General features: G+C 44.4%; 7 protein-coding genes. 3 read left to right on the forward strand and 4 right to left on the reverse strand.

Annotation, left to right across the window (positions count from 1 at the left end):
• The first annotated feature begins 19 nt into the window (after positions 1-19).
• Both GO593_RS02440 and GO593_RS02445 read left to right on the forward strand, forming a co-directional pair.
• The gene (locus tag GO593_RS02440) at positions 20-652 is read left to right on the forward strand and encodes a CatB-related O-acetyltransferase (protein ID WP_000380750.1); all 633 of its coding nucleotides are present in this window, start codon (positions 20-22) and stop codon (positions 650-652) included.
• A gap of 121 nt (positions 653-773) precedes the next feature.
• Positions 774-1211: a universal stress protein gene (locus tag GO593_RS02445; RefSeq protein WP_000966781.1), complete on the forward strand. Its 438-nt coding sequence runs from the start codon at positions 774-776 to the stop codon at positions 1209-1211.
• Between the two features lie 55 nt (positions 1212-1266).
• Here GO593_RS02445 and GO593_RS02450 read toward each other — a convergent pair whose 3' ends face one another.
• The gene (locus tag GO593_RS02450; protein ID WP_001986539.1) at positions 1267-1596 is read right to left on the reverse strand and encodes an MGMT family protein; all 330 of its coding nucleotides are present in this window, start codon (positions 1594-1596) and stop codon (positions 1267-1269) included.
• Positions 1597-1677: 81 nt separating this feature from the next.
• On the opposite strand from GO593_RS02450, the gene GO593_RS02455 reads away from it, so the two are divergent.
• Positions 1678-2394 carry a zinc metalloprotease gene (locus tag GO593_RS02455; RefSeq protein WP_000722326.1) on the forward strand — a complete coding sequence of 239 codons (717 nt, stop codon included), beginning with the start codon at positions 1678-1680 and terminating at the stop codon, positions 2392-2394.
• On the opposite strand, the gene GO593_RS02460 is transcribed toward GO593_RS02455, so the two are convergent.
• From GO593_RS02460 to GO593_RS02470, 3 genes are all read right to left on the reverse strand, one after another.
• Positions 2391-4115, reverse strand: coding sequence for a CapA family protein (locus GO593_RS02460; protein WP_000121366.1), 1725 nt, complete (start codon positions 4113-4115; stop codon positions 2391-2393). The two genes, GO593_RS02455 and GO593_RS02460, sit on opposite strands and share 4 nt — an antisense overlap.
• Positions 4112-5767: an AGE family epimerase/isomerase gene (locus tag GO593_RS02465; protein ID WP_000257909.1), complete on the reverse strand. Its 1656-nt coding sequence runs from the start codon at positions 5765-5767 to the stop codon at positions 4112-4114. The genes GO593_RS02460 and GO593_RS02465 overlap by 4 nt, the downstream gene beginning before the upstream one ends.
• A 148-nt stretch (positions 5768-5915) precedes the next feature.
• Complete coding sequence (locus tag GO593_RS02470; protein WP_085762530.1) at positions 5916-24458, reverse strand: BapA/Bap/LapF family large adhesin; 18543 nt, start codon at positions 24456-24458, stop codon at positions 5916-5918.
• Between the last annotated feature and the right edge of the window lie 271 nt (positions 24459-24729).

A 24729-nucleotide genomic window follows, 5' to 3' on the forward strand; every position in this document is an offset into this window, starting at 1 on the left:
TTTGTTTGGATAATAAATTATGGATACTCCTCTAATTAACACACCAGTCCGCCATTGGTGTGAATTTGAGTTTATTTCCAAAACTGTGAAAAATCCAAATATCCATATTAAAGGGAATTACTCTTACTACTCGGCATATTGGGATCAAGGTTTTGAACGCTGTGTAGTGCGATATCTACATGACAAGCCTTCTACTCCTGACAAGCCAATTGATCAGCTCTATATTGGTAATTTTGTTTGTTTTGGCGCTGAATGCGTGATTATGATGGGTGGTAACCAACTTCATCGGCCAGACTGGATATCGACATTCCCCTTTGACACCCGAAGTTTTTTAGCCGCTGGTGACACTATAATTGCAGATGGCTGCTGGATTGGAAGTCGTGCAATGATTATGCAAGGTGTAAAAATCGGTGAAGGTGCTGTTGTTGCAACTGGAGCTGTGGTCACTAAAGATGTCCCTCCTTATACAATTGTTGGTGGCGTACCTGCAAAAATTATTAAATACCGTTTTCCTCAGGAGCAAATAGAAAAACTACTTGCTTTAAAAATTTATGATTTAGATGAAAAACAAGTTTTAAAAATGCGGGAATATTTACAAACGGATGATATAGATGCATTAACAGTACATCTTAAAAAATTACAGAGCGAATAAAATATATTTGCAAGAATTTCTTGCTTAAAAACACAAATGATTACGTGCTCGAATTTCAATCGTAAGAAAAGAAGTATAAAGTATTGAATAAATAATCATCATTACAATAAGGAATAAACTCATGTTATATCAACATATTCTTGTACCAATTGACGGTTCTGAAACTTCTATGGTTGCTATGAAGGAAGCGATCAAAATTGGGAAAGCATTAAACAGTAAAATTACGGTTGTACAAGTTATGGCACTTGACCCGATTATTGCTGACCTTTACGTTAAGACGGGGCAAACCAATGAATTGATTGAGCGTACTAGAACATATTTGCTAGATATTTTAGAGCAAGCCAAGCAACAATTTTTGCAAGAAGGACTTAGTGTAGAAACCAAATTACTTGAAGGTTTTGTTGTTCACGAAGAAATTATTCAAGCTGCACAAGAGCTTAATGCTGATCTGATTGTGATGGGTTCTCATGGCCGCACAGGTGTACGAAAACTTGTATTAGGAAGTGTTGCGCAAAAGGTTTTAGGTGAAAGTCATATCCCGGTTTTAATAGTTCGTTAAAACTAAAAAGCCTGTCTAGCTTAATGTAGCAAGGCAGGCAATTTTTAAAATACTTTTAAGGCTGCCAAGCAAATTGCTTTAAGTTTACTTTGCCATTTAATAAATAGATTCCTTCTGCTTCAAGCTTTAACTGCTGAACGTTTTCGCCCTTTTCATTAAACTTACTTAGGCTAATTTTACCTTGCGAATTAATAACACGATGCCAAGGGACCTGATGATCTGCCTCAAGATGTTTAAGCACATACCCAACTAATCTGGCATGTTTAGGTAAACCTGCCATACGAGCAACTTGGCCATAAGTTGCAACTTTTCCATATGGAATCAAAGCGATGACTTCTAAAATTTGTCGATGTAGTTCATACTGAGTTGTCAAAATGGAATCCATAAACATTGACATTATTCATATCATATAAAAATTTTTGAATAAAATTAAACCTACTCTAAGATGAGCTCAAGGGAAAATCGCATGAAAAAAATATTGCTGTTGATCAGTGGAACTTTACTGTGTGTTTCTTGTACTACTCGTCCCCCTCTGCTTTCAGAAAGAGGTCCAAGTATATCTGCAGATGGTCGGCCTATTGTTCCCGTCACTTTTGTTTTTACTACCAATACTCCTCAGGCTACAAAATTTGATAATTATCAACAAATGCGTAAGGAAATTAAGATTTTAAATAAATATTATGTAGATGATAAAAATAATAAGATTTTCAAATTTAAATTACACCGTTATATCCCTTATGAAGAGTTCTCAAAGTTACATTGTGATTTGAAACAGCAAATTAACCAGCCTTATCCCATTTCTACTGAAACTATTCCTGCCAGTGTAAATACATGTTTTCCTAAGCGCACTGTAAGTAAAGAAGTCATTGTTTTTATTTATGATGCCTACTCAACAAAATGGAAATTTGAAGATGTAACAAGCAGAGCATTTCGTAATAATGGCAAACCTTTTATTTTATTAGATTGGAACCGTCTAAATTATAATATTCAGGCTGGTAGTGTGCATGAGATGGGGCATGTATTTGGTCTAAAACATGTTTGTGCCCCGAAGGCTACAAAACGTACTCCAACCAATATTATGACAAGTGCCGAATGTAAATTAGGCAGTGGTGGCTTAAGAAATTTAGGGTTTACTCCAGTACAACTGCAAACCATTTTATCGACTTACAACCAATATCCTTAAAATTTAACTTCAAGATATCTCCCTAATTTATCTTGGGATGCCATGTAATTCTCAGGGGTCAGTAAAGATGTCATATAAATACTGGCCTTTGAGAAGTCTTCAGTATCTACAGGATAAGGCTGCCAAAATGTTTGTAAATTATTGGTGTAAATGGGGTAAAGGCGAATGATATCTTTTGCCAAATCAAGTCTAGCTATACAGCCAAATGGCAAAGCATTTTGCTGTTCATATTCACCGTCACTATTAAACACTGCATTGCCTATATTAAAAACAATAGGCTTTTGATTGATGATCTGGATTGGCTGAATAGTATGAGCACCATGACCAACGATCAGATCCGCTCCTGCTTGAGTAAGAATAGTCGCGAGTTTAGTTTGGTCTTTTGTAATAGGCTTAAAGTCGACACCCCAATGACAAATAACAATAATTTTGCGTTCTGGATGAGCCTGCTTATAACGCATTATTTGTTCAAGTAAAACGCCATTTAAGCAAGCTACTCCACTTCTTGATCCTATCGCATAAAAGTCATAATCCAGATAGGCCGTGTCTCTATGCCAATAACCATTAAAAATCGCATAGTGCTTAGTCTCAAAAGTGATTTCAAAGTAATTGTGAGCATCTTTTTGGTTCAGTCCAGCGCCAATATAAGAAATACTCGCCTGATCCAACTGATGTAATGTATAGGCTAATCCTTGCTCACCGTAATCTTTCAAGTGGTTATTTGCTAAGACCAAATAATTTAGATGAATGCTCTTAAATTCTTCTAATGTTTTTTTAGCATCTGCTTTTAAAACAAATGGCTTTTTATCTTTTAACGGCGATTGATTTTCTAAAGAAAATACTGCTTCAAAGTTAGCGATGTTGATGTCATTTTTACCTAAAAAGGGCTGTATTTTTTCAAATGAATAATGATATCCATATTGCTGTAAGGCATCTGTTTGCCCTCTAGACTTACGCTTTTCGGTATACATTTCACCAAAATAGGTATCTCCAAGAATATTGATAATGCCTGTTTGAGAAGAATATTTTTTGGCCTCCACATGCTCCTCTTGAAAATAATGGTAGTAAGGAACCATATGCTCCAGACGGTGAATATCATCCAGAAAAGAGAAAAAACCAATGCTCCGGTTATGTTCGGAATAAGTGATATAAATCTGTCTAAAGGTATGTGAGATATATAAAACCGAAGTGAGTACCGGATGAGCAAGCAAAGGCGTAATCGGTTGATATACTTTATTTTTAAAAGAAAGTGTTTTAATAAAGAAAAGTTTTTTCAGCTCAGCTGGATAGCTATAAATGTGTTTTACCAATAAAAATAGATTTTTTAATTGATTAGGTGCTCTTAAAGCTAATTGGTGATCTTCTGCTCTTTTAGACAAGATCAATTGTGTTTGCTCAATAGAGCCAAACAGCATATTGCTTAAAGCATCTTTAACATCATTTGCCTGAGTAAAAATTAAGAATTGTAAGAGCTCGGCAAATGTATATGACTCATTTTTTTCTAGACCTAAATTTTGTTTACCAATTTTCTTAATTTTTTGTTCAGGAACCCGATAGACTTCATCAGCTTGAACTTTTTTTTGATGAAATTGTTCTAATGCATAATCAATCAGTAATAATGTAGAAATGTCTCCATCAATTTCAAATGCCCAAATTGCCTCTTCAAATTGAGCATGATCAAGAGCAGCTAGCAGCTTAATTTCAAATAGAGGGTAACTCATATCTCCCCTCCTTCGAAATCTTTTACGTAGGCAATATAACCAGAAAGGTTGTGTTCCTGATCATCAATTCTTACTCTAAAGCGGTCATGCCGTACATAAAAAGCATGCAATATTTTATCTGGTCGAGCCATATACATGGCTATTTCCGGATAGAAAAAACCTGTGGTTTGAAATTCGGCTCGAAACGTAATCAGTTTTTTTAACTCAGACATATATGCTTGTTCAAAAAGTGCATTATGGCCTTGCTCTTTTAAACGATTTACCATTTTATAGGCTGCCATTAGCATTTCTAATAAAGTGGCATATGTTGTTTTTCTATTTCGAATAAAAATAAAATGTTTTAAATAATTATTTAAACCAAAAATAAAATATTTTTCTTCAGGACATATTTTTGTAAGCTCATTGGTACAATAACTTAACCAGTGATCATGATATTTTTCATATCTTTTATGAATAAAATTTTCAAACATTAACTTAACTGTGTCTAATAATCTTTTATCCTGATTAATTTGATATAACCTTAATAAAGCTAATGCTGCTTCTCCATCATAATAAATGATTCTGAACTTTTCTTTTAAATCATAATTTGGATAATTTAATACATGAGTAGTTAATCCATCTGGATCTACTAATTCTAAAATACCATGAGCAAGTTTCTCTGCATATTTTAAATAATCATCTTTTCCTGTGATTTCTTGATATTTCGTTAACATTAAAATAGCTGCGGCATTTGCACCTAATTTAATTTCTAGCTCCCCTTCTTTACCATCAATCATAAACGCAGTTATTGGATCTTTTTCTTTATAGAAAGTAGTAAGTGCGTATTGAATTGCTGCAACAATTTTAGGCCAGTATTCAGGTTTATCTTGTACTTCAAAAGTCTCTAAAAGCGCGTAAAGCGAAGTACAGTGACGTACCGTATTATAGTTCCGTATATCACGATCATAAGCAGGAAAATATCCATAAATGAATTTGCCATTTTCTTGAATCTGGCTTTGCAAAAACGCTGCATTCTTCTCAATGAGGTCTCTAAAGTGCTGTTTTTTATTGCTGGTAATGGCTCTAATGCCATTTGCGTCGTAACGACTCGCTAAATTAATAAATTGTCCATTTTCATAAAAAGTTGCATAGGTATCAAAAGTCCACACTTCTTGTAGTGACTGAAGTCTAATTTCCGGCTTTGCCGCACGATATTTTTGTTTAATTGCATAGTTCAGATTTGTTTCATCAAAAAAGTTCGGCTTGTCATAACTTAAGCCCCGAATAATGGCTTTTCCATATATTTCTTGCTCCAGAAAAGCTACCGAACAGGAATCATCAAATCCAATACCTCTGCGGTAATGATTATTGTGAAATTGGTGATGAACCTGCTGCTCTATTTGGTTCCAACTTTGCTTTTCTAAATTGTACGCAACATCAATTTTTATGTAGTCTGGAAGTTGATCTGGCGAAAACTGATCATCAATAAAATCAAATAATTGTAGAGTTGCTTGTGTAAGCACTGTTTTTTCACTATGCCATACGCTACATCTGTGATCTTTAGGGCCAAATGATATAAATAAAATAGTTTCTTCTTGAAGGTCTGAAACATGGTGAACGATATGTTCTAACCAAAGCTTGAGCTGTCTTTTGAAGTCTAAAAATACCGCCACTCGAATTAAGTCCCTATCCGTTATTTGTTGTTCTATAAAATTCTCAATGCATCATAGCATGAACTCTTGCAAAGCTAGGTTAACGTATTGTTTAAAAATAAAAAAAGAGAACCCTAGGGTTCTCTTTTTCTGATGAGTCAATTATCTGTTAATAGAGAATTTGACCATTGTTAAGTAATTCAGTCTCTGTTGTAGTAACACCTTGTAAGACTAACAATGTAGTGAAGTTATTTGCAGGGAATAGACCTGTTAACCCATCACGGTCAATCTGGATTGTTGTATTACCACCACTTACTGTGACATTCAAATACTCTCCAATATTGGCGTCTGTTTGGGCTCCATCGAGTAATCCTCTGATATCAATCAGATCAGCCTGTTTGTCTGTAGCAACATTACCAACATGGAAGTCAGTCCAAGTATCTACGCCATTACCACCAGTATTACCTCCATTGCCTATAGCAACGTTATTTAACACTTGGTAAATCACAGTATCTGAACCCGTACCTGTTGTGAATGTGTCATTCGCAGAAGTACTTGTGTAAAGCAGATTGTAATCATTATGTGTTAAATCAATCGTTAAGGTAGATTGAGATTCAACATTACCAGTTACGGACACAATCTTATAGTTAATACTGTCAGTAGACGCCAATTGTGTGGTTGTAGTCACATCATTTGGACGGTACTCATATTCACCATTTGATTGCATAATCAATACACCGTTACCGGTATTGATTGTTTGTCCAACTGCATCAACATAAGCATTTTGCGCATTATCCCAAACTTGGAGTTTAGCTCCTTCATGAGACAAGATACCTGTATCCGCTACTCCACCGATGTTGTCTCCTGCCAACACATTTCCGCTGATCCAATCTGAACGATAAGTATCTAGATGAACTGTCGTTGTAGAAACATTTGTATCTAGTGAAGTCGCACCAAGTGAAACACCTGTTAGCGTATATTGTACGCGGTAGGTACCTGCAGCTAAATGCTCAACAGTGTCTTGGAATGCAACACTACCCGCTTGAATAGTTGCCACACTTCCTAGAGCAGTTTGAGAACCTGAGTAAATTGTATTCACCCATGCTGTACCATTCCAGCTTTGGATCACATAACTTACTGTCGGTAGTAAACTTGCTAGAGGTTGTGCTGTATAAACCGCTGATAGATCAATATTAGCAACAGTTCCAGCTCCTACTACAAACTGATCAGACACTACTGAATTAGAACCGATGAGGTTTACAGAAACCACAGGGCTCGCCACATCTACTGGTAGATCAGCAGCATTTGAGAAGTCTGTAGTTGTAACCACATGATCAGGATTAGCAGTTAATTGTACTACGCCATCATTTGCTGGGTTAGCAGCATCCCATGCGATCGTTACGTCTGGTGAACCAACCTGAACATGTAATGTCGCTGTATCTGTTGCCCCTGTTAATACATCACGAATTGTATAAGTGAATGAATCCACTTTACCAATCGCGCTCAGATCAGTTGTATTTGGTGTATAGGTGTAGTGACCATTTGTAGAAATCACCAATGTACCGTATGCACCGTTTATAACTGTATCTGTTCCGACAGTTTGTGGTAGAGCACCCACTACTTCAGATGTCACAGTGGTAACTTGAGTAGTTAACGTAGTTACGTCATCAGTCAATACATTACCATCTGCAACAACCGCTGTATTGGTAGGCGCAACTGTGTAATCAAAGTCATCTTTCACTACACTCATTGTACCTAAGATACCTACTCCTAAACCGGTGTACACCATAAATGCACGGTATTCACCTTGGCCTAGATCTGGAACAGTAACACCAATTCCACCGTTACCTAGTAAACCAATATTGAGTAAGCCAGTACTTGAGCCACCGTCAATATTATGCCAAGCACCATCAGCACCTTTTTGCTGTAATACAACTTTATAGTCATTAAACAATGATAATGAAAGCACTGGAGCATATGCGAATGTCACATCAGCTTCGTGTCCAGCATCAATTGTAAATGCAACACTTGGTGTTCCTAACAAGGAAACATTTAAGTTCTCTGTAATGCCCACCAATGCTAGATAAGTTGCAGAACCTACAGCTACACCAAGCTCACCTTGAGGAACGATATCTACACCAGCAGAAACAACGTTATCAATCGCGTCTACAGGAGTAACTGTGATGACAGCAGGTTGTGATGGATCACTTGTATTCCAAGTCATGTCGACTGCATCGCTATCAATATGGAGATACAAGGTCGCTTGCGATGTATTTAGACCATCTGACAAGGTGTAAGTAAATTGATCAACTTGACCAAGGCTTGCAGCCTCACCATTTGGTTGATAGCTGTAGTTACCATTAGCATAAATTGACAATGTACCATGGTCACCGACAATGGTTGTGACACCTGTTGCATTAACCGCAAATGCTGTGCCGTTAAATTCAACGCTAGTTACTGTGCTAAAACCAGAAGCAGTATCTGCGTGTCCATTTAAGCCGACATCATGAATAACATTACCTTCTGCAACTTGAGTGCTGTAGCCTGTGATATTTGTCGCATCAAATACATCTTTCTGAACTGACAATGTACCTAATAAGCTAACTCCAACACCACTACCAGCATAAGTCATATAGGCTCTATATTGACCAGCAGCTAGACCTTCCAATGTCACTGAATTTCCACCAAAGGCTGCCAAACTGAGTAAGTCCGCATCTCCAGTGCCATTTACAGCTACCCATTGATTGGTTGCAGTATCAAATTTTTGTACCACAAGAACATAATCAGCTAACAAGCTTGCGCTGATAAGCGCACTGTAGTTAAACGTTACATCATTTAATGTCGCATCAGTCAAAGTGAAGTTAACGCTTTGGCCGCCAGCTTGGAAGTCAAAATTATCAGTCAATGTTAATAATGCTAGATACGTAGTATTACCTACCGCAACATCATTACCAATTTGCAGATATTCTGGATTAACAACAGCTACAGCAAGGTCGTCTACGGCAATCACTGGCGTACTGTTGCCAATAGTGAAGTCTAGACTTGCACTTATATTGCCGCCCAAAGGATCAGCCAACGTATAAGTGAAGTGATCGACTAGACCGAGGTTGGCATTCGTATTATTCGGCGTATAGATGTAATCACCATTCGCGAATATTTGAAGCGTACCGTATTGACCCTGAATAATTGTTCCAGTATTTGGATCAACATTCGTAGTCACACCGTTTACAGTAACTGAATCAACAATTGTGTATCCAGTTACAGCATCAGCATTTGTACCTACGCCAAGACCAGTAATGACATTGCCTTCAGATGCCAAACCAGTAAAGTCAATTTGGTTTGGATCGTAAACATCCATCGTACCTGACAATGTACCAAGGATACTCTTACCATAGAGGCCGTTGTATGTCATAAAGGCACGGTATTGACCTTCGTCAAGCCCTTCAACAACCACTCCCGGTGTCGCATTCACACCTATACCCAATACACTTAAGTTCAGTAAAGAAGCTTCACTGCTACCGGTAATTGATTCCCAACGATTTGTAGCAGTATTGAATTTCTGTACTACAAGTTGGTAATCACCGAGTGCTCCTTCATTAATTAAACTGCTGTATTTAAAGGTTGCGGTTCCAGTTTCACCAGCACCTACATTGAACTCCACAGTACTATTCACGAATGGTAAAGGAGCTTGTAGGTTGATGCCAGCCAACGATAACAATGCAAGATAAGTTGCACTACCCAATGCTCTGTCATCTTCGATGAGATGAGGCTCAGCAGCAATTGCAGCATTTACAGCGTCATCCACTGCTGTAATCGTTACAGTAGCAGGTTGTGGTGGATCAGCTGCATCCCAATTCATATCCACAACTTTACTATCTAGATGTACATAGAACGTAGCTTGTGAAGTTGTATTAGAAGCTGGGTCTAACAAGGTATAAGTAAATTGATCAACCTGACCTAATCCAGCACTATCAGCATTTGGCGTATAGGTATAATCACCATTTGCATAGATGAGTAAAGTACCGTGAGTACCAATAATCTCAGTTGGAGATGCACTTACTGCAACACCATTGACTTCACTGATAATACTGTTAGGTGTAGCGATATCAACATCACCATTCGTATTTGGATCAGAGATTAGGTTGCCATGAGCTGCTACGACATCGTAACCAGTAATAACCGCTGGGTTATAGACATCTACACTGCCGTTTAATGTTACAGCTACTGCTCCGCCTACCAAGCCATTGAATGATAAGAATGCTCTATATTCACCCTCTGTAAGCCCGCCTATTTGCGCAGTTGGCGTATTACCAAGCAAGGTCAAGTTCAGTAATGAACGATCACCTGTACCATTCACTGCTTCCCATTGTCCTGTTACATCATTGTATTTTTGCAACACAACATTGTAGTCACCTAAAGCAGATGCACCAATCAAGCTATTGAAGTTAAATGTTGCAACCCCTTCCTGACCAGCACCGATAGTAAAGTCAACCGTATCTACTGTGAGGAGTTGTAGGTCAACAATATTTCCAACATTCAATAGAACGCCATAGAATGCTGAATCAGTCTCTGTACCCACCAATTGATATTGTGGATTGAGTTCAACCTCAACAAGGTTATCCGCTGCACGAATCGAATCAAACACGATATTAAGATTAGCTTGACCTGTTGCTCCAGTTACTGAGTCAGTTAATGTATATGTGAATACATCAGTTTGACCTACACCAGAACCATCTGCATTTGGTACATACACATAACTACCATCTTGATAGAAAGTAATTGTTCCGTAAGTACCTGCAAATGTCTCTCCATCAGCATCAATCGGATGACCATTCACTGATGAAACATAAGTATTTGCAGTTACCTGATCGACCTGACCTGTTGTTGGATCTGGATCAGTAATCACGTTACCTTCAGCATTACCAATTTCATATCCACCTGCTACAGACAAATCATAATCATCCATAGTGGCAGAAAGAGTGCCTAACACGCCCAATCCTAACAGTCCGTCGTAGGCTAAGAAGGCACGGTATTGACCCGCATCTAAACCATCAAGGACTGCACCAGGAACATTTCCTGTACCAATACCTAACAAGTGCAAGCTAATTAATGATGAATTAGCATCACCATGTATAGATTCCCATTGGTTAGTTGTTGTATTGAACTTCTGAACTACTAACTTGTAATCAGAAAGTACAGCTGCGTCGATTAAGCCACTATATTGGAAAGTAACATCACCTTCATGACCAGCAGCGACAGTAAATCCTAGAGAATTACCACCAAGTTGAAGGTCTAAGCCTGCTACAGATGTAAGTACTAAATAAGAAGTACTGCCTAGACTTACATCATCACCCACAAGAGATGGTTGCGGACTAAGAACTGCATGGTCAGTGTTGTCAAAGGCCAAGATACTAGAAGAACTAATCGTTACCGTACCAGTTGCCGGAATCGATACATTACCCGCAGGGTCGGTTGCAGTTACGCTTACGGTATGCGGACCATCAATTAATGAAGGAAGTGTATTGTCTGCAAGCGTCCAGGTACCGTCACCATTGTTGGTTGCTGGGTAATCCACGCCATCCACAGTCACTACAACTGTCGCAGTAGGATCATCAATCGTACCAGTCAATGGTGGTGTATCATCATTAGTAGTTACATTTGTGAAACCAACTACCGGTGCAACAATGTCTACAACGAAACCATCAGTTCCATCAAGTACATCACCTGTACCTAAGTTACCTGCAAGGTCTGTGTAGCTACCATCAGCCACGGCAATACTTGGTGCTGTGCCTGTACCATCCGGTGTGAACACCGCTGTCCAGGTGATGTTGTCAGTCGTAACCAATGCACTCAATGTACCACCTACTAGGGTGATATCATTCGCATCAAAGCCTGCCACTGCCTCACTGAATGTGAAGGTAATGTTCGCTGATTCACCTGCTGCAAGAGCCAGATCATCAGTTGTAATTGCAAGTGTTGGTGCTGTCGCATCAACAGTCACTGTACCTGTTACCGGAGTTGAAACGTTACCTGCCACATCTGTTGCAGTCACACTTACCGTATGCGGACCATCTGCCAACACTGGAAGTGTATTGTCTGCAAGCGTCCAGGTACCGTCACCATTGTTCACTGCCGGATAATCCACGCCATCCACAGTCACTACAACTGTCGCAGTAGGATCATCAATCGTACCGGTCAATGCAGGAGTTGTATCGTTAGTCGATACATCCGCGAAAGTTACTACCGGTGCTACAAGGTCAACGATAAAGCCGTCTGTACCGTCAAGTACATCGCCTGTACCAAGGTTACCCACAACATCTGTGTAGCTGCCATCAGCCACGGCAATGCTTGGTGCTGTGCCTGTACCATCCGGTGTGAACACTGCTGTCCAGGTGATGTTGTCCGTTGTAGTCAGGCCAGTCAATGTACCGCCTACAACCGTGATGTCACTTACATCAAAGCCTGCAACTGCCTCACTGAACGTGAAGGTAATGTTGGCATCTTCACCTGCCGCAAGTGCAAGGTCATCTGTCGTGATCGCAAGTGTTGGTGCTGTCGCATCAACAGTCACTGTACCTGTTACCGGAGTTGAAACGTTACCTGCCACATCTGTTGCAGTCACACTTACCGTATGCGGACCATCTGCCAACACTGGAAGTGTATTGTCTGCAAGCGTCCAGGTACCGTCACCATTGTTCACTGCCGGATAATCCACGCCATCCACAGTCACTACAACTGTCGCAGTAGGATCATCAATCGTACCGGTCAATGCAGGAGTTGTATCGTTAGTCGATACATCCGCGAAAGTTACTACCGGTGCTACAAGGTCAACGATAAAGCCGTCTGTACCGTCAAGTACATCGCCTGTACCAAGGTTACCCACAACATCTGTGTAGCTGCCATCAGCCACGGCAATGCTTGGTGCTGTGCCTGTACCATCCGGTGTGAACACTGCTGTCCAGGTGATGTTGTCCGTTGTAGTCAGGCCAGTCAATGTACCGCCTACAACCGTGATGTCACTTACATCAAAGCCTGCAACTGCCTCACTGAACGTGAAGGTAATGTTGGCATCTTCACCTGCCGCAAGTGCAAGGTCATCTGTCGTGATCGCAAGTGTTGGTGCTGTCGCATCAACAGTCACTGTACCTGTTACCGGAGTTGAAACGTTACCTGCCACATCTGTTGCAGTCACACTTACCGTATGCGGACCATCTGCCAACACTGGAAGTGTATTGTCTGCAAGCGTCCAGGTACCGTCACCATTGTTCACTGCCGGATAATCCACGCCATCCACAGTCACTACAACTGTCGCAGTAGGATCATCAATCGTACCGGTCAATGCAGGAGTTGTATCGTTAGTCGATACATCCGCGAAAGTTACTACCGGTGCTACAAGGTCAACGATAAAGCCGTCTGTACCGTCAAGTACATCGCCTGTACCAAGGTTACCTGCAACATCTGTGTAGCTGCCATCAGCCACGGCAATGCTTGGTGCTGTGCCTGTACCATCCGGTGTGAACACTGCTGTCCAGGTGATGTTGTCCGTTGTAGTCAGGCCAGTCAATGTACCGCCTACAACCGTGATGTCACTTACATCAAAGCCTGCAACTGCCTCACTGAACGTGAAGGTAATGTTGGCATCTTCACCTGCCGCAAGTGCAAGGTCATCTGTCGTGATCGCAAGTGTTGGTGCTGTCGCATCAACAGTCACTGTACCTGTTACCGGAGTTGAAACGTTACCTGCCACATCTGTTGCAGTCACACTTACCGTATGCGGACCATCTGCCAACACTGGAAGTGTATTGTCTGCAAGCGTCCAGGTACCGTCACCATTGTTCACTGCCGGATAATCCACGCCATCCACAGTCACTACAACTGTCGCAGTAGGATCATCAATCGTACCGGTCAATGCAGGAGTTGTATCGTTAGTCGATACATCCGCGAAAGTTACTACCGGTGCTACAAGGTCAACGATAAAGCCGTCTGTACCGTCAAGTACATCGCCTGTACCAAGGTTACCTGCAACATCTGTGTAGCTGCCATCAGCCACGGCAATGCTTGGTGCTGTGCCTGTACCATCCGGTGTGAACACTGCTGTCCAGGTGATGTTGTCCGTTGTAGTCAGGCCAGTCAATGTACCGCCTACAACCGTGATGTCACTTACATCAAAGCCTGCAACTGCCTCACTGAACGTGAAGGTAATGTTGGCATCTTCACCTGCCGCAAGTGCAAGGTCATCTGTCGTGATCGCAAGTGTTGGTGCTGTCGCATCAACAGTCACTGTACCTGTTACCGGAGTTGAAACGTTACCTGCCACATCTGTTGCAGTCACACTTACCGTATGCGGACCATCTGCCAACACTGGAAGTGTATTGTCTGCGAGCGTCCAGGTACCATCACCATTGTTAGTCGCTGGATAATCGATACCATCAACATTTACAACAACGGTTGCTGTTGGATCATCAATAGCTCCTGTTAAAGCAGGAGTCGTGTCATTAGTAGTTAAATCATCTAAAGATACAACTGGCAAACTAGTATCAATAGTCACCACTGCAGTATCGTTACCTACATTACCTGCTGCATCTGTTGCAGTCACGGTAATGGTGTGTGGACCGTCTGCGAGTGTTGGAAGTGTATTGTCTGCAAGCGTCCAGGTGCCGTCACCATTGTTCACTGCCGGATAGTCAACGCCATCCACATTGACAACTACAGTGGCTGTCGGGTCGTTCACTGTACCAGTAAGTGCTGGTGTGCTGTCATTCGTCAACACGTCATCCAGCGCAACCACAGGTGCTGTGATGTCTGCTGAAACTGTGCCTGTACCTGGCAATGAAGTGTTGCCTGCAGGGTCAGTTGCTGTTGCAGTCACTGTATCGCCATCCACCAGGTTACCCGGGTTTGGTACTGACCAGCTACCATCCGGTCCTGCTACCACTGTTGCAGTTGTGCCATCAGGATAAGTCACAGTCACGGTTGAACCAGGCTCTGCCTGACCGCTCACTGGGTCTGTTGCATTGATCGGATCAAGCACCGGTGCATTTGGTGCAACCGTATCAATGGTCACCACTGCAGTATCGTTACCTACGTTACCTGCTGCATCTGTTGCAGTCACACTTACCGTATGCGGACCATCTGCCAACACTGGAAGTGTATTGTCTGCAAGCGTCCAGGTGCCGTCGCCATTGTTCACTGCCGGATAGTCAACGCCATCCACATTGACAACTACAGTGGCTGTCGGGTCGTTCACTGTACCAGTGAGTGCTGGTGTGCTGTCATTCGTCAACACGTCATCCAGCGCAACCACAGGTGCTGTGATGTCTGCTGAAACTGTGCCTGTACCTGGCAATGAAGTGTTGCCTGCAGGGTCAGTTGCTGTTGCAGTCACTGTATCGCCATCCACCAGGTTACCCGGGTTTGGTACTGACCAGCTACCATCCGGTCCTGCTACCACTGTTGCAGTGGTGCCATCAGGATAAGTCACCGTCACGGTTGAACCAGGCTCTGCCTGACCGCTCACTGGGTCTGTTGCATTGATCGGATCAAGCACCGGTGCATTTGGTGCAACCGTATCAATGGTCACCACTGCAGTATCGTTACCTACATTACCTGCTGCATCTGTTGCAGTCACGGTAATGGTGTGTGGACCGTCTGCGAGTGTTGGAAGTGTATTGTCTGCAAGCGTCCAGGTGCCGTCGCCATTGTTCACTGCCGGATAGTCAACGCCATCCACATTGACAACTACAGTGGCTGTCGGATCGTTCACTGTACCAGTAAGTGCTGGTGTGCTGTCATTCGTCAACACGTCATCCAGCGCAACCACAGGTGCTGTGATGTCTGCTGAAACTGTGCCTGTACCTGGCAATGAAGTGTTGCCTGCAGGGTCAGTTGCTGTTGCAGTCACTGTATCGCCATCCACCAGGTTACCTGGGTTTGGTACTGACCAGCTACCATCCGGTCCTGCTACCACTGTTGCAGTTGTGCCATCAGGATAAGTCACAGTCACGGTTGAACCAGGCTCTGCCTGACCGCTCACTGGGTCTGTTGCATTGATCGGATCAAGCACCGGTGCATTTGGTGCAACCGTATCAATGGTCACCACTGCAGTATCGTTACCTACGTTACCTGCTGCATCTGTTGCAGTCACGGTAATGGTGTGTGGACCGTCTGCGAGTGTTGGAAGTGTATTGTCTGCAAGCGTCCAGGTGCCGTCGCCATTGTTCACTGCCGGATAGTCAACGCCATCCACATTGACAACTACAGTGGCTGTCGGGTCGTTCACTGTACCAGTAAGTGCTGGTGTGCTGTCATTCGTCAACACGTCATCCAGCGCAACCACAGGTGCTGTGATGTCTGCTGAAACTGTGCCTGTACCTGGCAATGAAGTGTTGCCTGCAGGGTCAGTTGCTGTTGCAGTCACTGTATCGCCATCCACCAGGTTACCCGGGTTTGGTACTGACCAGCTACCATCCGGTCCTGCTACCACTGTTGCAGTGGTGCCATCAGGATAAGTCACAGTCACGGTTGAACCAGGCTCTGCCTGACCGCTCACTGGGTCTGTTGCATTGATCGGATCAAGCACCGGTGCATTTGGTGCAACCGTATCAATGGTCACCACTGCAGTATCGTTACCTACGTTACCTGCTGCATCTGTTGCAGTCACGGTAATGGTGTGTGGACCGTCTGCGAGTGTTGGAAGTGTATTGTCTGCAAGCGTCCAGGTGCCGTCACCATTGTTCACTGCCGGATAGTCAACGCCATCCACATTGACAACTACAGTGGCTGTCGGGTCGTTCACTGTACCAGTAAGTGCTGGTGTGCTGTCATTCGTCAACACGTCATCCAGCGCAACCACAGGTGCTGTGATGTCTGCTGAAACTGTGCCTGTACCTGGCAATGAAGTGTTGCCTGCAGGGTCAGTCGCTGTTGCAGTCACTGTATCGCCATCCACCAGGTTACCCGGGTTTGGTACTGACCAGCTACCATCCGGTCCTGCTACCACTGTTGCAGTTGTGCCATCAGGATAAGTCACCGTCACGGTTGAACCAGGCTCTGCCTGACCGCTCACTGGGTCTGTTGCATTGATCGGATCAAGCACCGGTGCATTTGGTGCAACCGTATCAATGGTCACCACTGCAGTATCGTTACCTACATTACCTGCTGCATCTGTTGCAGTCACGGTAATGGTGTGTGGACCGTCTGCGAGTGTTGGAAGTGTATTGTCTGCAAGCGTCCAGGTGCCGTCACCATTGTTCACTGCCGGATAGTCAACGCCATCCACATTGACAACTACAGTGGCTGTCGGGTCGTTCACTGTACCAGTAAGTGCTGGTGTGCTGTCATTCGTCAACACGTCATCCAGCGCAACCACAGGTGCTGTGATGTCTGCTGAAACTGTGCCTGTACCTGGCAATGAAGTGTTGCCTGCAGGGTCAGTTGCTGTTGCAGTCACTGTATCGCCATCCACCAGGTTACCCGGGTTTGGTACTGACCAGCTACCATCCGGTCCTGCTACCACTGTTGCAGTTGTGCCATCAGGATAAGTCACAGTCACGGTTGAACCAGGCTCTGCCTGACCGCTCACTGGGTCTGTTGCATTGATCGGATCAAGCACCGGTGCATTTGGTGCAACCGTATCAATGGTCACCACTGCAGTATCGTTACCTACGTTACCTGCTGCATCTGTTGCAGTCACGGTAATGGTGTGTGGACCGTCTGCGAGTGTTGGAAGTGTATTGTCTGCAAGCGTCCGGGTGCCGTCGCCATTGTTCACTGCCGGATAGTCAACGCCATCCACATTGACAACTATAGTGGCTGTCGGGTCGTTCACTGTACCAGTAAGTGCTGGTGTGCTGTCATTCGTCAACACGTCATCCAGCGCAACCACAGGTGCTGTGATGTCTGCTGAAACTGTGCCTGTACCTGGCAATGAAGTGTTGCCTGCAGGGTCAGTTGCTGTTGCAGTCACTGTATCGCCATCCACCAGGTTACCCGGGTTTGGTACTGACCAGCTACCATCCGGTCCTGCTACCACTGTTGCAGTTGTGCCATCAGGATAAGTCACCGTCACGGTTGAACCAGGCTCTGCCTGACCGCTCACTGGGTCTGTTGCATTGATCGGATCAAGCACCGGTGCATTTGGTGCAACCGTATCAATGGTCACCACTGCAGTATCGTTACCTACATTACCTGCTGCATCTGTTGCAGTCACGGTAATGGTGTGTGGACCGTCTGCGAGTGTTGGAAGTGTATTGTCTGCAAGCGTCCAGGTGCCGTCACCATTGTTCACTGCCGGATAGTCAACGCCATCCACATTGACAACTACAGTGGCTGTCGGGTCGTTCACTGTACCAGTAAGTGCTGGTATGCTGTCATTCGTCAACACGTCATCCAGCGCAACCACAGGTGCTGTGATGTCTGCTGAAACTGTGCCTGTACCTGGCAATGAAGTGTTGCCTGCAGGGTCAGTCGCTGTTGCAGTCACTGTATCGCCATCCACCAGGTTACCCGGGTTTGGTACTGACCAGCTACCATCCGGTCCTGCTACCACTGTTGCAGTGGTGCCATCAGGATAAGTCACAGTCACGGTTGAACCAGGCTCTGCCTGACCGCTCACTGGGTCTGTTGCATTGATCGGATCAAGCACCGGTGCATTTGGTGCAACCGTATCAATGGTCACCACTGCAGTATCGTTACCTACGTTACCTGCTGCATCTGTTGCAGTCACGGTAATGGTGTGTGGACCGTCTGCGAGTGTTGGAAGTGTATTGTCTGCAAGCGTCCAGGTGCCGTCGCCATTGTTCACTGCCGGATAGTCAACGCCATCCACATTGACAACTACAGTGGCTGTCGGATCGTTCACTGTACCAGTAAGTGCTGGTGTGCTGTCATTCGTCAACACGTCATCCAGCGCAACCACAGGTGCTGTGATGTCTGCTGAAACTGTGCCTGTACCTGGCAATGAAGTGTTGCCTGCAGGGTCAGTCGCTGTTGCAGTCACTGTATCGCCATCCACCAGGTTACCCGGGTTTGGTACTGACCAGCTACCATCCGGTCCTGCTACCACTGTTGCAGTGGTGCCATCAGGATAAGTCACAGTCACGGTTGAACCAGGCTCTGCCTGACCGCTTACTGGGTCTGTTGCATTGATCGGATCAAGCACCGGTGCATTTGGTGCAACCGTATCAATGGTCACCACTGCAGTATCGTTACCTACGTTACCTGCTGCATCTGTTGCAGTCACGGTAATGGTGTGTGGACCGTCTGCGAGTGTTGGAAGTGTATTGTCTGCAAGCGTCCAGGTGCCGTCACCATTGTTCACTGCCGGATAGTCAACGCCATCCACATTGACAACTACAGTGGCTGTCGGGTCGTTCACTGTACCAGTAAGTGCTGGTGTGCTGTCATTCGTCAACACGTCATCCAGCGCAACCACAGGTGCTGTGATGTCTGCTGAAACTGTGCCTGTACCTGGCAATGAAGTGTTGCCTGCAGGGTCAGTCGCTGTTGCAGTCACTGTATCGCCATCCACCAGGTTACCCGGGTTTGGTACTGACCAGCTACCATCCGGTCCTGCTACCACTGTTGCAGTGGTGCCATCAGGATAAGTCACAGTCACGGTTGAACCAGGCTCTGCCTGACCGCTTACTGGGTCTGTTGCATTGATCGGATCAAGCACCGGTGCATTTGGTGCAACCGTATCAATGGTCACCACTGCAGTATCGTTACCTACGTTACCTGCTGCATCTGTTGCAGTCACGGTAATGGTGTGTGGACCGTCTGCGAGTGTTGGAAGTGTATTGTCTGCAAGCGTCCAGGTGCCGTCGCCATTGTTCACTGCCGGATAGTCAACGCCATCCACATTGACAACTACAGTGGCTGTCGGATCGTTCACTGTACCAGTAAGTGCTGGTGTGCTGTCATTCGTCAACACGTCATCCAGCGCAACCACAGGTGCTGTGATGTCTGCTGAAACTGTGCCTGTACCTGGCAATGAAGTGTTGCCTGCAGGGTCAGTCGCTGTTGCAGTCACTGTATCGCCATCCACCAGGTTACCCGGGTTTGGTACTGACCAGCTACCATCCGGTCCTGCTACCACTGTTGCAGTGGTGCCATCAGGATAAGTCACAGTCACGGTTGAACCAGGCTCTGCCTGACCGCTTACTGGGTCTGTTGCATTGATCGGATCAAGCACCGGTGCATTTGGTGCAACCGTATCAATGGTCACCACTGCAGTATCGTTACCTACGTTACCTGCTGCATCTGTTGCAGTCACGGTAATGGTGTGTGGACCGTCTGCGAGTGTTGGAAGTGTATTGTCTGCAAGCGTCCAGGTGCCGTCACCATTGTTCACTGCCGGATAGTCAACGCCATCCACATTGACAACTACAGTGGCTGTCGGGTCGTTCACTGTACCAGTAAGTGCTGGTGTGCTGTCATTCGTCAACACGTCATCCAGCGCAACCACAGGTGCTGTGATGTCTGCTGAAACTGTGCCTGTACCTGGCAATGAAGTGTTGCCTGCAGGGTCAGTCGCTGTTGCAGTCACTGTATCACCATCCACCAGGTTACCCGGGTTTGGTACTGACCAGCTACCATCCGGTCCTGCTACCACTGTTGCAGTGGTGCCATCAGGATAAGTCACAGTCACGGTTGAACCAGGCTCTGCCTGACCGCTTACTGGGTCTGTTGCATTGATCGGATCAAGCACCGGTGCATTTGGTGCAACCGTATCAATGGTCACCACTGCAGTATCGTTACCTACGTTACCTGCTGCATCTGTTGCAGTCACGGTAATGGTGTGTGGACCGTCTGCGAGTGTTGGAAGTGTATTGTCTGCAAGCGTCCAGGTGCCGTCACCATTGTTCACTGCCGGATAGTCAACGCCATCCACATTGACAACTACAGTGGCAGTCGGATCGTTCACTGTACCAGTAAGTGCTGGTGTGCTGTCATTCGTCAACACGTCATCCAGCGCAACCACAGGTGCTGTGATGTCTGCTGAAACTGTGCCTGTACCTGGCAATGAAGTGTTGCCTGCAGGGTCAGTCGCTGTTGCAGTCACTGTATCGCCATCCACCAGGTTACCCGGGTTTGGTACTGACCAGCTACCATCTGTGCCTGCTACCACTGTTGCAGTGGTGCCATCAGGATAAGTCACAGTCACGGTTGAACCAGGCTCTGCCTGACCGCTTACTGGGTCTGTTGCATTGATCGGATCAAGCACCGGTGCATTTGGTGCAACCGTATCAACTGTATATGTTTGTGTATCGTTAACACTGCTGCTATTACCTGCCGCATCTGTAAACGTTACTTTGGCATCAATCGTCTTATCTGCATCTGCAGTCAAGTCACTGCCTGATACGCTTACTGTCCATGTGCCTGCTGTGCTATCTACAGTTGCAGTATACGTCTGGCCATTGATCACAACAGTGACCACTGTATTTGCTGCATCTGCCGGAACGTTTTTCAATACGCCTGTAACAGTAACGTTGCCTGACGCTTCTGATGCATTAATCACATTGTCAGCTGTTACTGAATCAACCGTGAAGTTAACACCATCTGTATTTGGGCCAACTGCATCGACAATAGCTGTGCCTGGTAATGATGGGTTACCTGCTGGATCTGTAGCAATTGCTGTAACTTTATCGCCATCATTTAAACCTGGATTTGGTACTGTCCAAGTACCATCCGGTCCTGCAACAACTGTTGTTGTACTGCCGTCAGGATAAGTCACAGTTACTGTTGAACCAGGCTCTGCCGTACCTGTAATCGGGTCTGTCCCGTTAACTGGGTTAATTACTGGTGCATCAGGTGCAGTGGTATCGATTGTATATGTTTGTGTATCGTTAACACTGCTGCTATTACCTGCCGCATCTGTAAACGTTACTTTGGCATCAATCGTCTTATCTGCATCCGCAGTCAAGCCACTGCCCGGTACACTTACTGTCCATGTGCCTGCTGTGCTATCTACAGTTGCAGTATACGTCTGGCCATTGATCACAACAGTGACCACTGTATTTGCTGCATCTGCCGGAACGTTTTTCAATACGCCTGTAACAGTAACGTTGCCTGACGCTTCTGATGCATTAATCACATTGTCAGCTGTTACTGAATCAACCGTGAAGTTAACACCATCTGTATTTGGGCCAACTGCATCGACAATAGCTGTGCCTGGTAATGATGGGTTACCTGCTGGATCTGTAGCAATTGCTGTAACTTTATCGCCATCATTTAAACCTGGATTTGGTACTGTCCAAGTACCATCCGGTCCTGCAACAACTGTTGTTGTACTGCCATCTGGATAAGTCACAGTTACTGTTGAACCAGGCTCTGCCGTACCTGTAATCGGGTCTGTCGCGTTAACCGGGTTAATTACTGGTGCATCAGGTGCAGTGGTATCGATTGTATATGTTTGTGTATCGTTAACACTGCTGCTATTACCTGCCGCATCTGTAAACGTTACTTTGGCATCAATCGTCTTATCTGCATCCGCAGTCAAGTCACTACCTGGTACGCTTACTGTCCATGTGCCTGCTGTGCTATCTACAGTTGCAGTATACGTCTGGCCATTGATCACAACAGTTACTACTGTATTTGCTGCATCTGCCGGAACGTTTTTCAATACACCAGTAACAGTAACGTTGCCTGACGCTTCTGATGCATTAATCACATTGTCAGCTGTTACTGAATCAACCGTAAAGTTAACACCATCGGTATTTGGACCAACTGCATCAACAGTAGCTGTACCTGGTAAAGATGGGTTGCCTGCTGGATCTGTAGCAATTGCCTCAACTTCGTCACCATCATTAAGGCCAGGGTTTGGTACTGACCAACTGCCGTCGGGTCCTGCTACAACTGTTGCTGTGTCACCATTAGGATAGGTTACTGTTACGGTTGAACCAGGCTCTGCCGTACCTGTAATCGGGTCTGTCCCGTTAACTGGGTCAATCACTGGTGCATTTGGTGCAGTGGTATCAAGTGTATAAGTTTGTGTATCGTTAACACTGCTGCTATTACCTGCTGCATCTGTAAACGTTACTTTGGCATCAATCGTCTTATCTGCATCCGCAGTCAAGCCACTGCCCGGCACACTTACTGTCCACGTGCCTGCTGTTTTATCTACCGTTGCATTATAAGTTACCCCATTAATAACAACTGTAACGGCCGTGTTAGTCGCATCTGCTGGAATGTTTTTCAGAACACCAGTAATCGTGACATTACCTGCTGCTTCTGATGCATTAATCACATTGTCAGCTGTTACTGAATCAATCGTAAAGGTAACGCCAGCTGTATTTGGAGCAGCTGTATCAACTGTCACAACACCTGTATCTGTACCCGCATTGCCTGCTGCATCTGTTGCAGTCACGGTAATGGTGTGTGGACCGTCTGTTAATACAGGCAAGGTATTGTCTGCAAGCGTCCATGTACCGTCACCATTATTTACTGCCGGATAGTCAATACCATCCACCTTCACAACCACAGTTGCTGTTGGATCGTTCACTGTACCAGTAAGTGCTGGTGTACTGTCATTGGTCAATACATCGTTAAGCGCTACTGTCGGTGCAACTGCATCAACAATAGCTGTTCCTGGTCCTGATGTATTGCCAGCAGGGTCTGTTGCTACAGCTGTAACTTCATCGCCATCATTCAAACCTGGGTTTGGCACAGTCCAAGTACCATCCGGTCCTGCTACAACAGTTTTCGTACTACCGTCCGGATAAGTCACAGTCACTGTTGAACCAGGTTCTGCTGTACCTGTAATCGGGTCTGTCCCGTTAACTGGGTCAATCACTGGTGCATTTGGTGCAGTGGTATCAAGTGTATAAGTTTGTGTATCGTTAACACTGCTGCTATTACCTGCTGCATCTGTAAACGTTACTTTGGCATCAATTGTTTTATCTGCATCCGCAACTAAGCCACTGCCCGGTACACTTACTGTCCATGTACCTGCTGCTTTATCTACAGTCGCATTATAAGTTACCCCATTAATAACAACTGTAACGGCCGTGTTGGCCGCATCTGCTGGAATGTTTTTCAAAACACCTGTAATGGTGACATTACCTGATGCTTCTGATGCATTAATCACATTATCAGAAGTAACAGGGTCAACCGAGAAAGTTACGCCATCGGTACTTGGTGGAGTGGTGTCAGCAGGTACTGAAGAATCATCATTACTATCATGATTTGATGCTGCAGCGATAATACCGCCTGCAACTAGTGGAATAGCAGCCCATAACCATGGGTTCACGCCTGCATCATGATAAAGTAGAGGCTCAATTGAAGAAATAGGCTGGTAAATAACATCAGATACCAACTCTTGTGGAGCTTCTGCTGGTAGAGCTGCTGGTAAATCTTCACCTAAAAGTGCTTGTGGTTCCACGTCACTGTCAGCATCTGCATCCGCATCACTATCAGCATCTGCATCATTTTCAGCATCTTTGAATTTTGCCCAAATCAACTGTCCATTTTCATCTTGGAAAACCAGACTGTTATCTTTAGGCTCAGCTGTTCCACTAAAGAAGCCTTCAATAACAATAGTCTCGCCATTTTTCAGACGTATGACTGCATTGGTACCCTCCCTATTCACTACCAATACATCACTGGCAGCCACTTTCACCAACACAACTGACGCTTCTGAAAGTTTTGCAGAAGTTCCCTCTGTGGTTACCAAGGTTTTATGATTATCCTTGGCAATAATTTGTATCTCAGGCATATCTATATTCCTTTTATATTATTGATTTAAATGATTTTATGTATAATTCTTTTTACTTAATGTTTTCGAGTTTTTGACCTACAACTTAAAAACATTAAGTAATGTGATCATTTTTACATTAAACACTTTAAAATAAAAAAAACAAATACTAAAGTACTCAAAGAAAAAAAATTAATTAATACAAATTTTATATAAATAAAAATCTGATTTTTCTACTTATAATTTATTCAACAAGCTTATTAACTGTTTTATATATAAAACAAAATTAGTT

Origin of the sequence: Acinetobacter baumannii (assembly GCF_009759685.1) — a bacterium.
In the GTDB taxonomy this organism is placed as follows: domain Bacteria; phylum Pseudomonadota; class Gammaproteobacteria; order Pseudomonadales; family Moraxellaceae; genus Acinetobacter; species Acinetobacter baumannii.

Coding starts and splice junctions, on each gene's coding strand:
- GO593_RS02450 (WP_001986539.1), bottom strand. CDS start 1,596: ATGGATTCCATTTTGACAACTCAGTATGAACTACATCGACAAATTTTA.
- GO593_RS02455 (WP_000722326.1), top strand. CDS start 1,678: ATGAAAAAAATATTGCTGTTGATCAGTGGAACTTTACTGTGTGTTTCT.
- GO593_RS02470 (WP_085762530.1), bottom strand. CDS start 24,458: ATGCCTGAGATACAAATTATTGCCAAGGATAATCATAAAACCTTGGTA.
- GO593_RS02445 (WP_000966781.1), top strand. CDS start 774: ATGTTATATCAACATATTCTTGTACCAATTGACGGTTCTGAAACTTCT.
- GO593_RS02440 (WP_000380750.1), top strand. CDS start 20: ATGGATACTCCTCTAATTAACACACCAGTCCGCCATTGGTGTGAATTT.
- GO593_RS02460 (WP_000121366.1), bottom strand. CDS start 4,115: ATGAGTTACCCTCTATTTGAAATTAAGCTGCTAGCTGCTCTTGATCAT.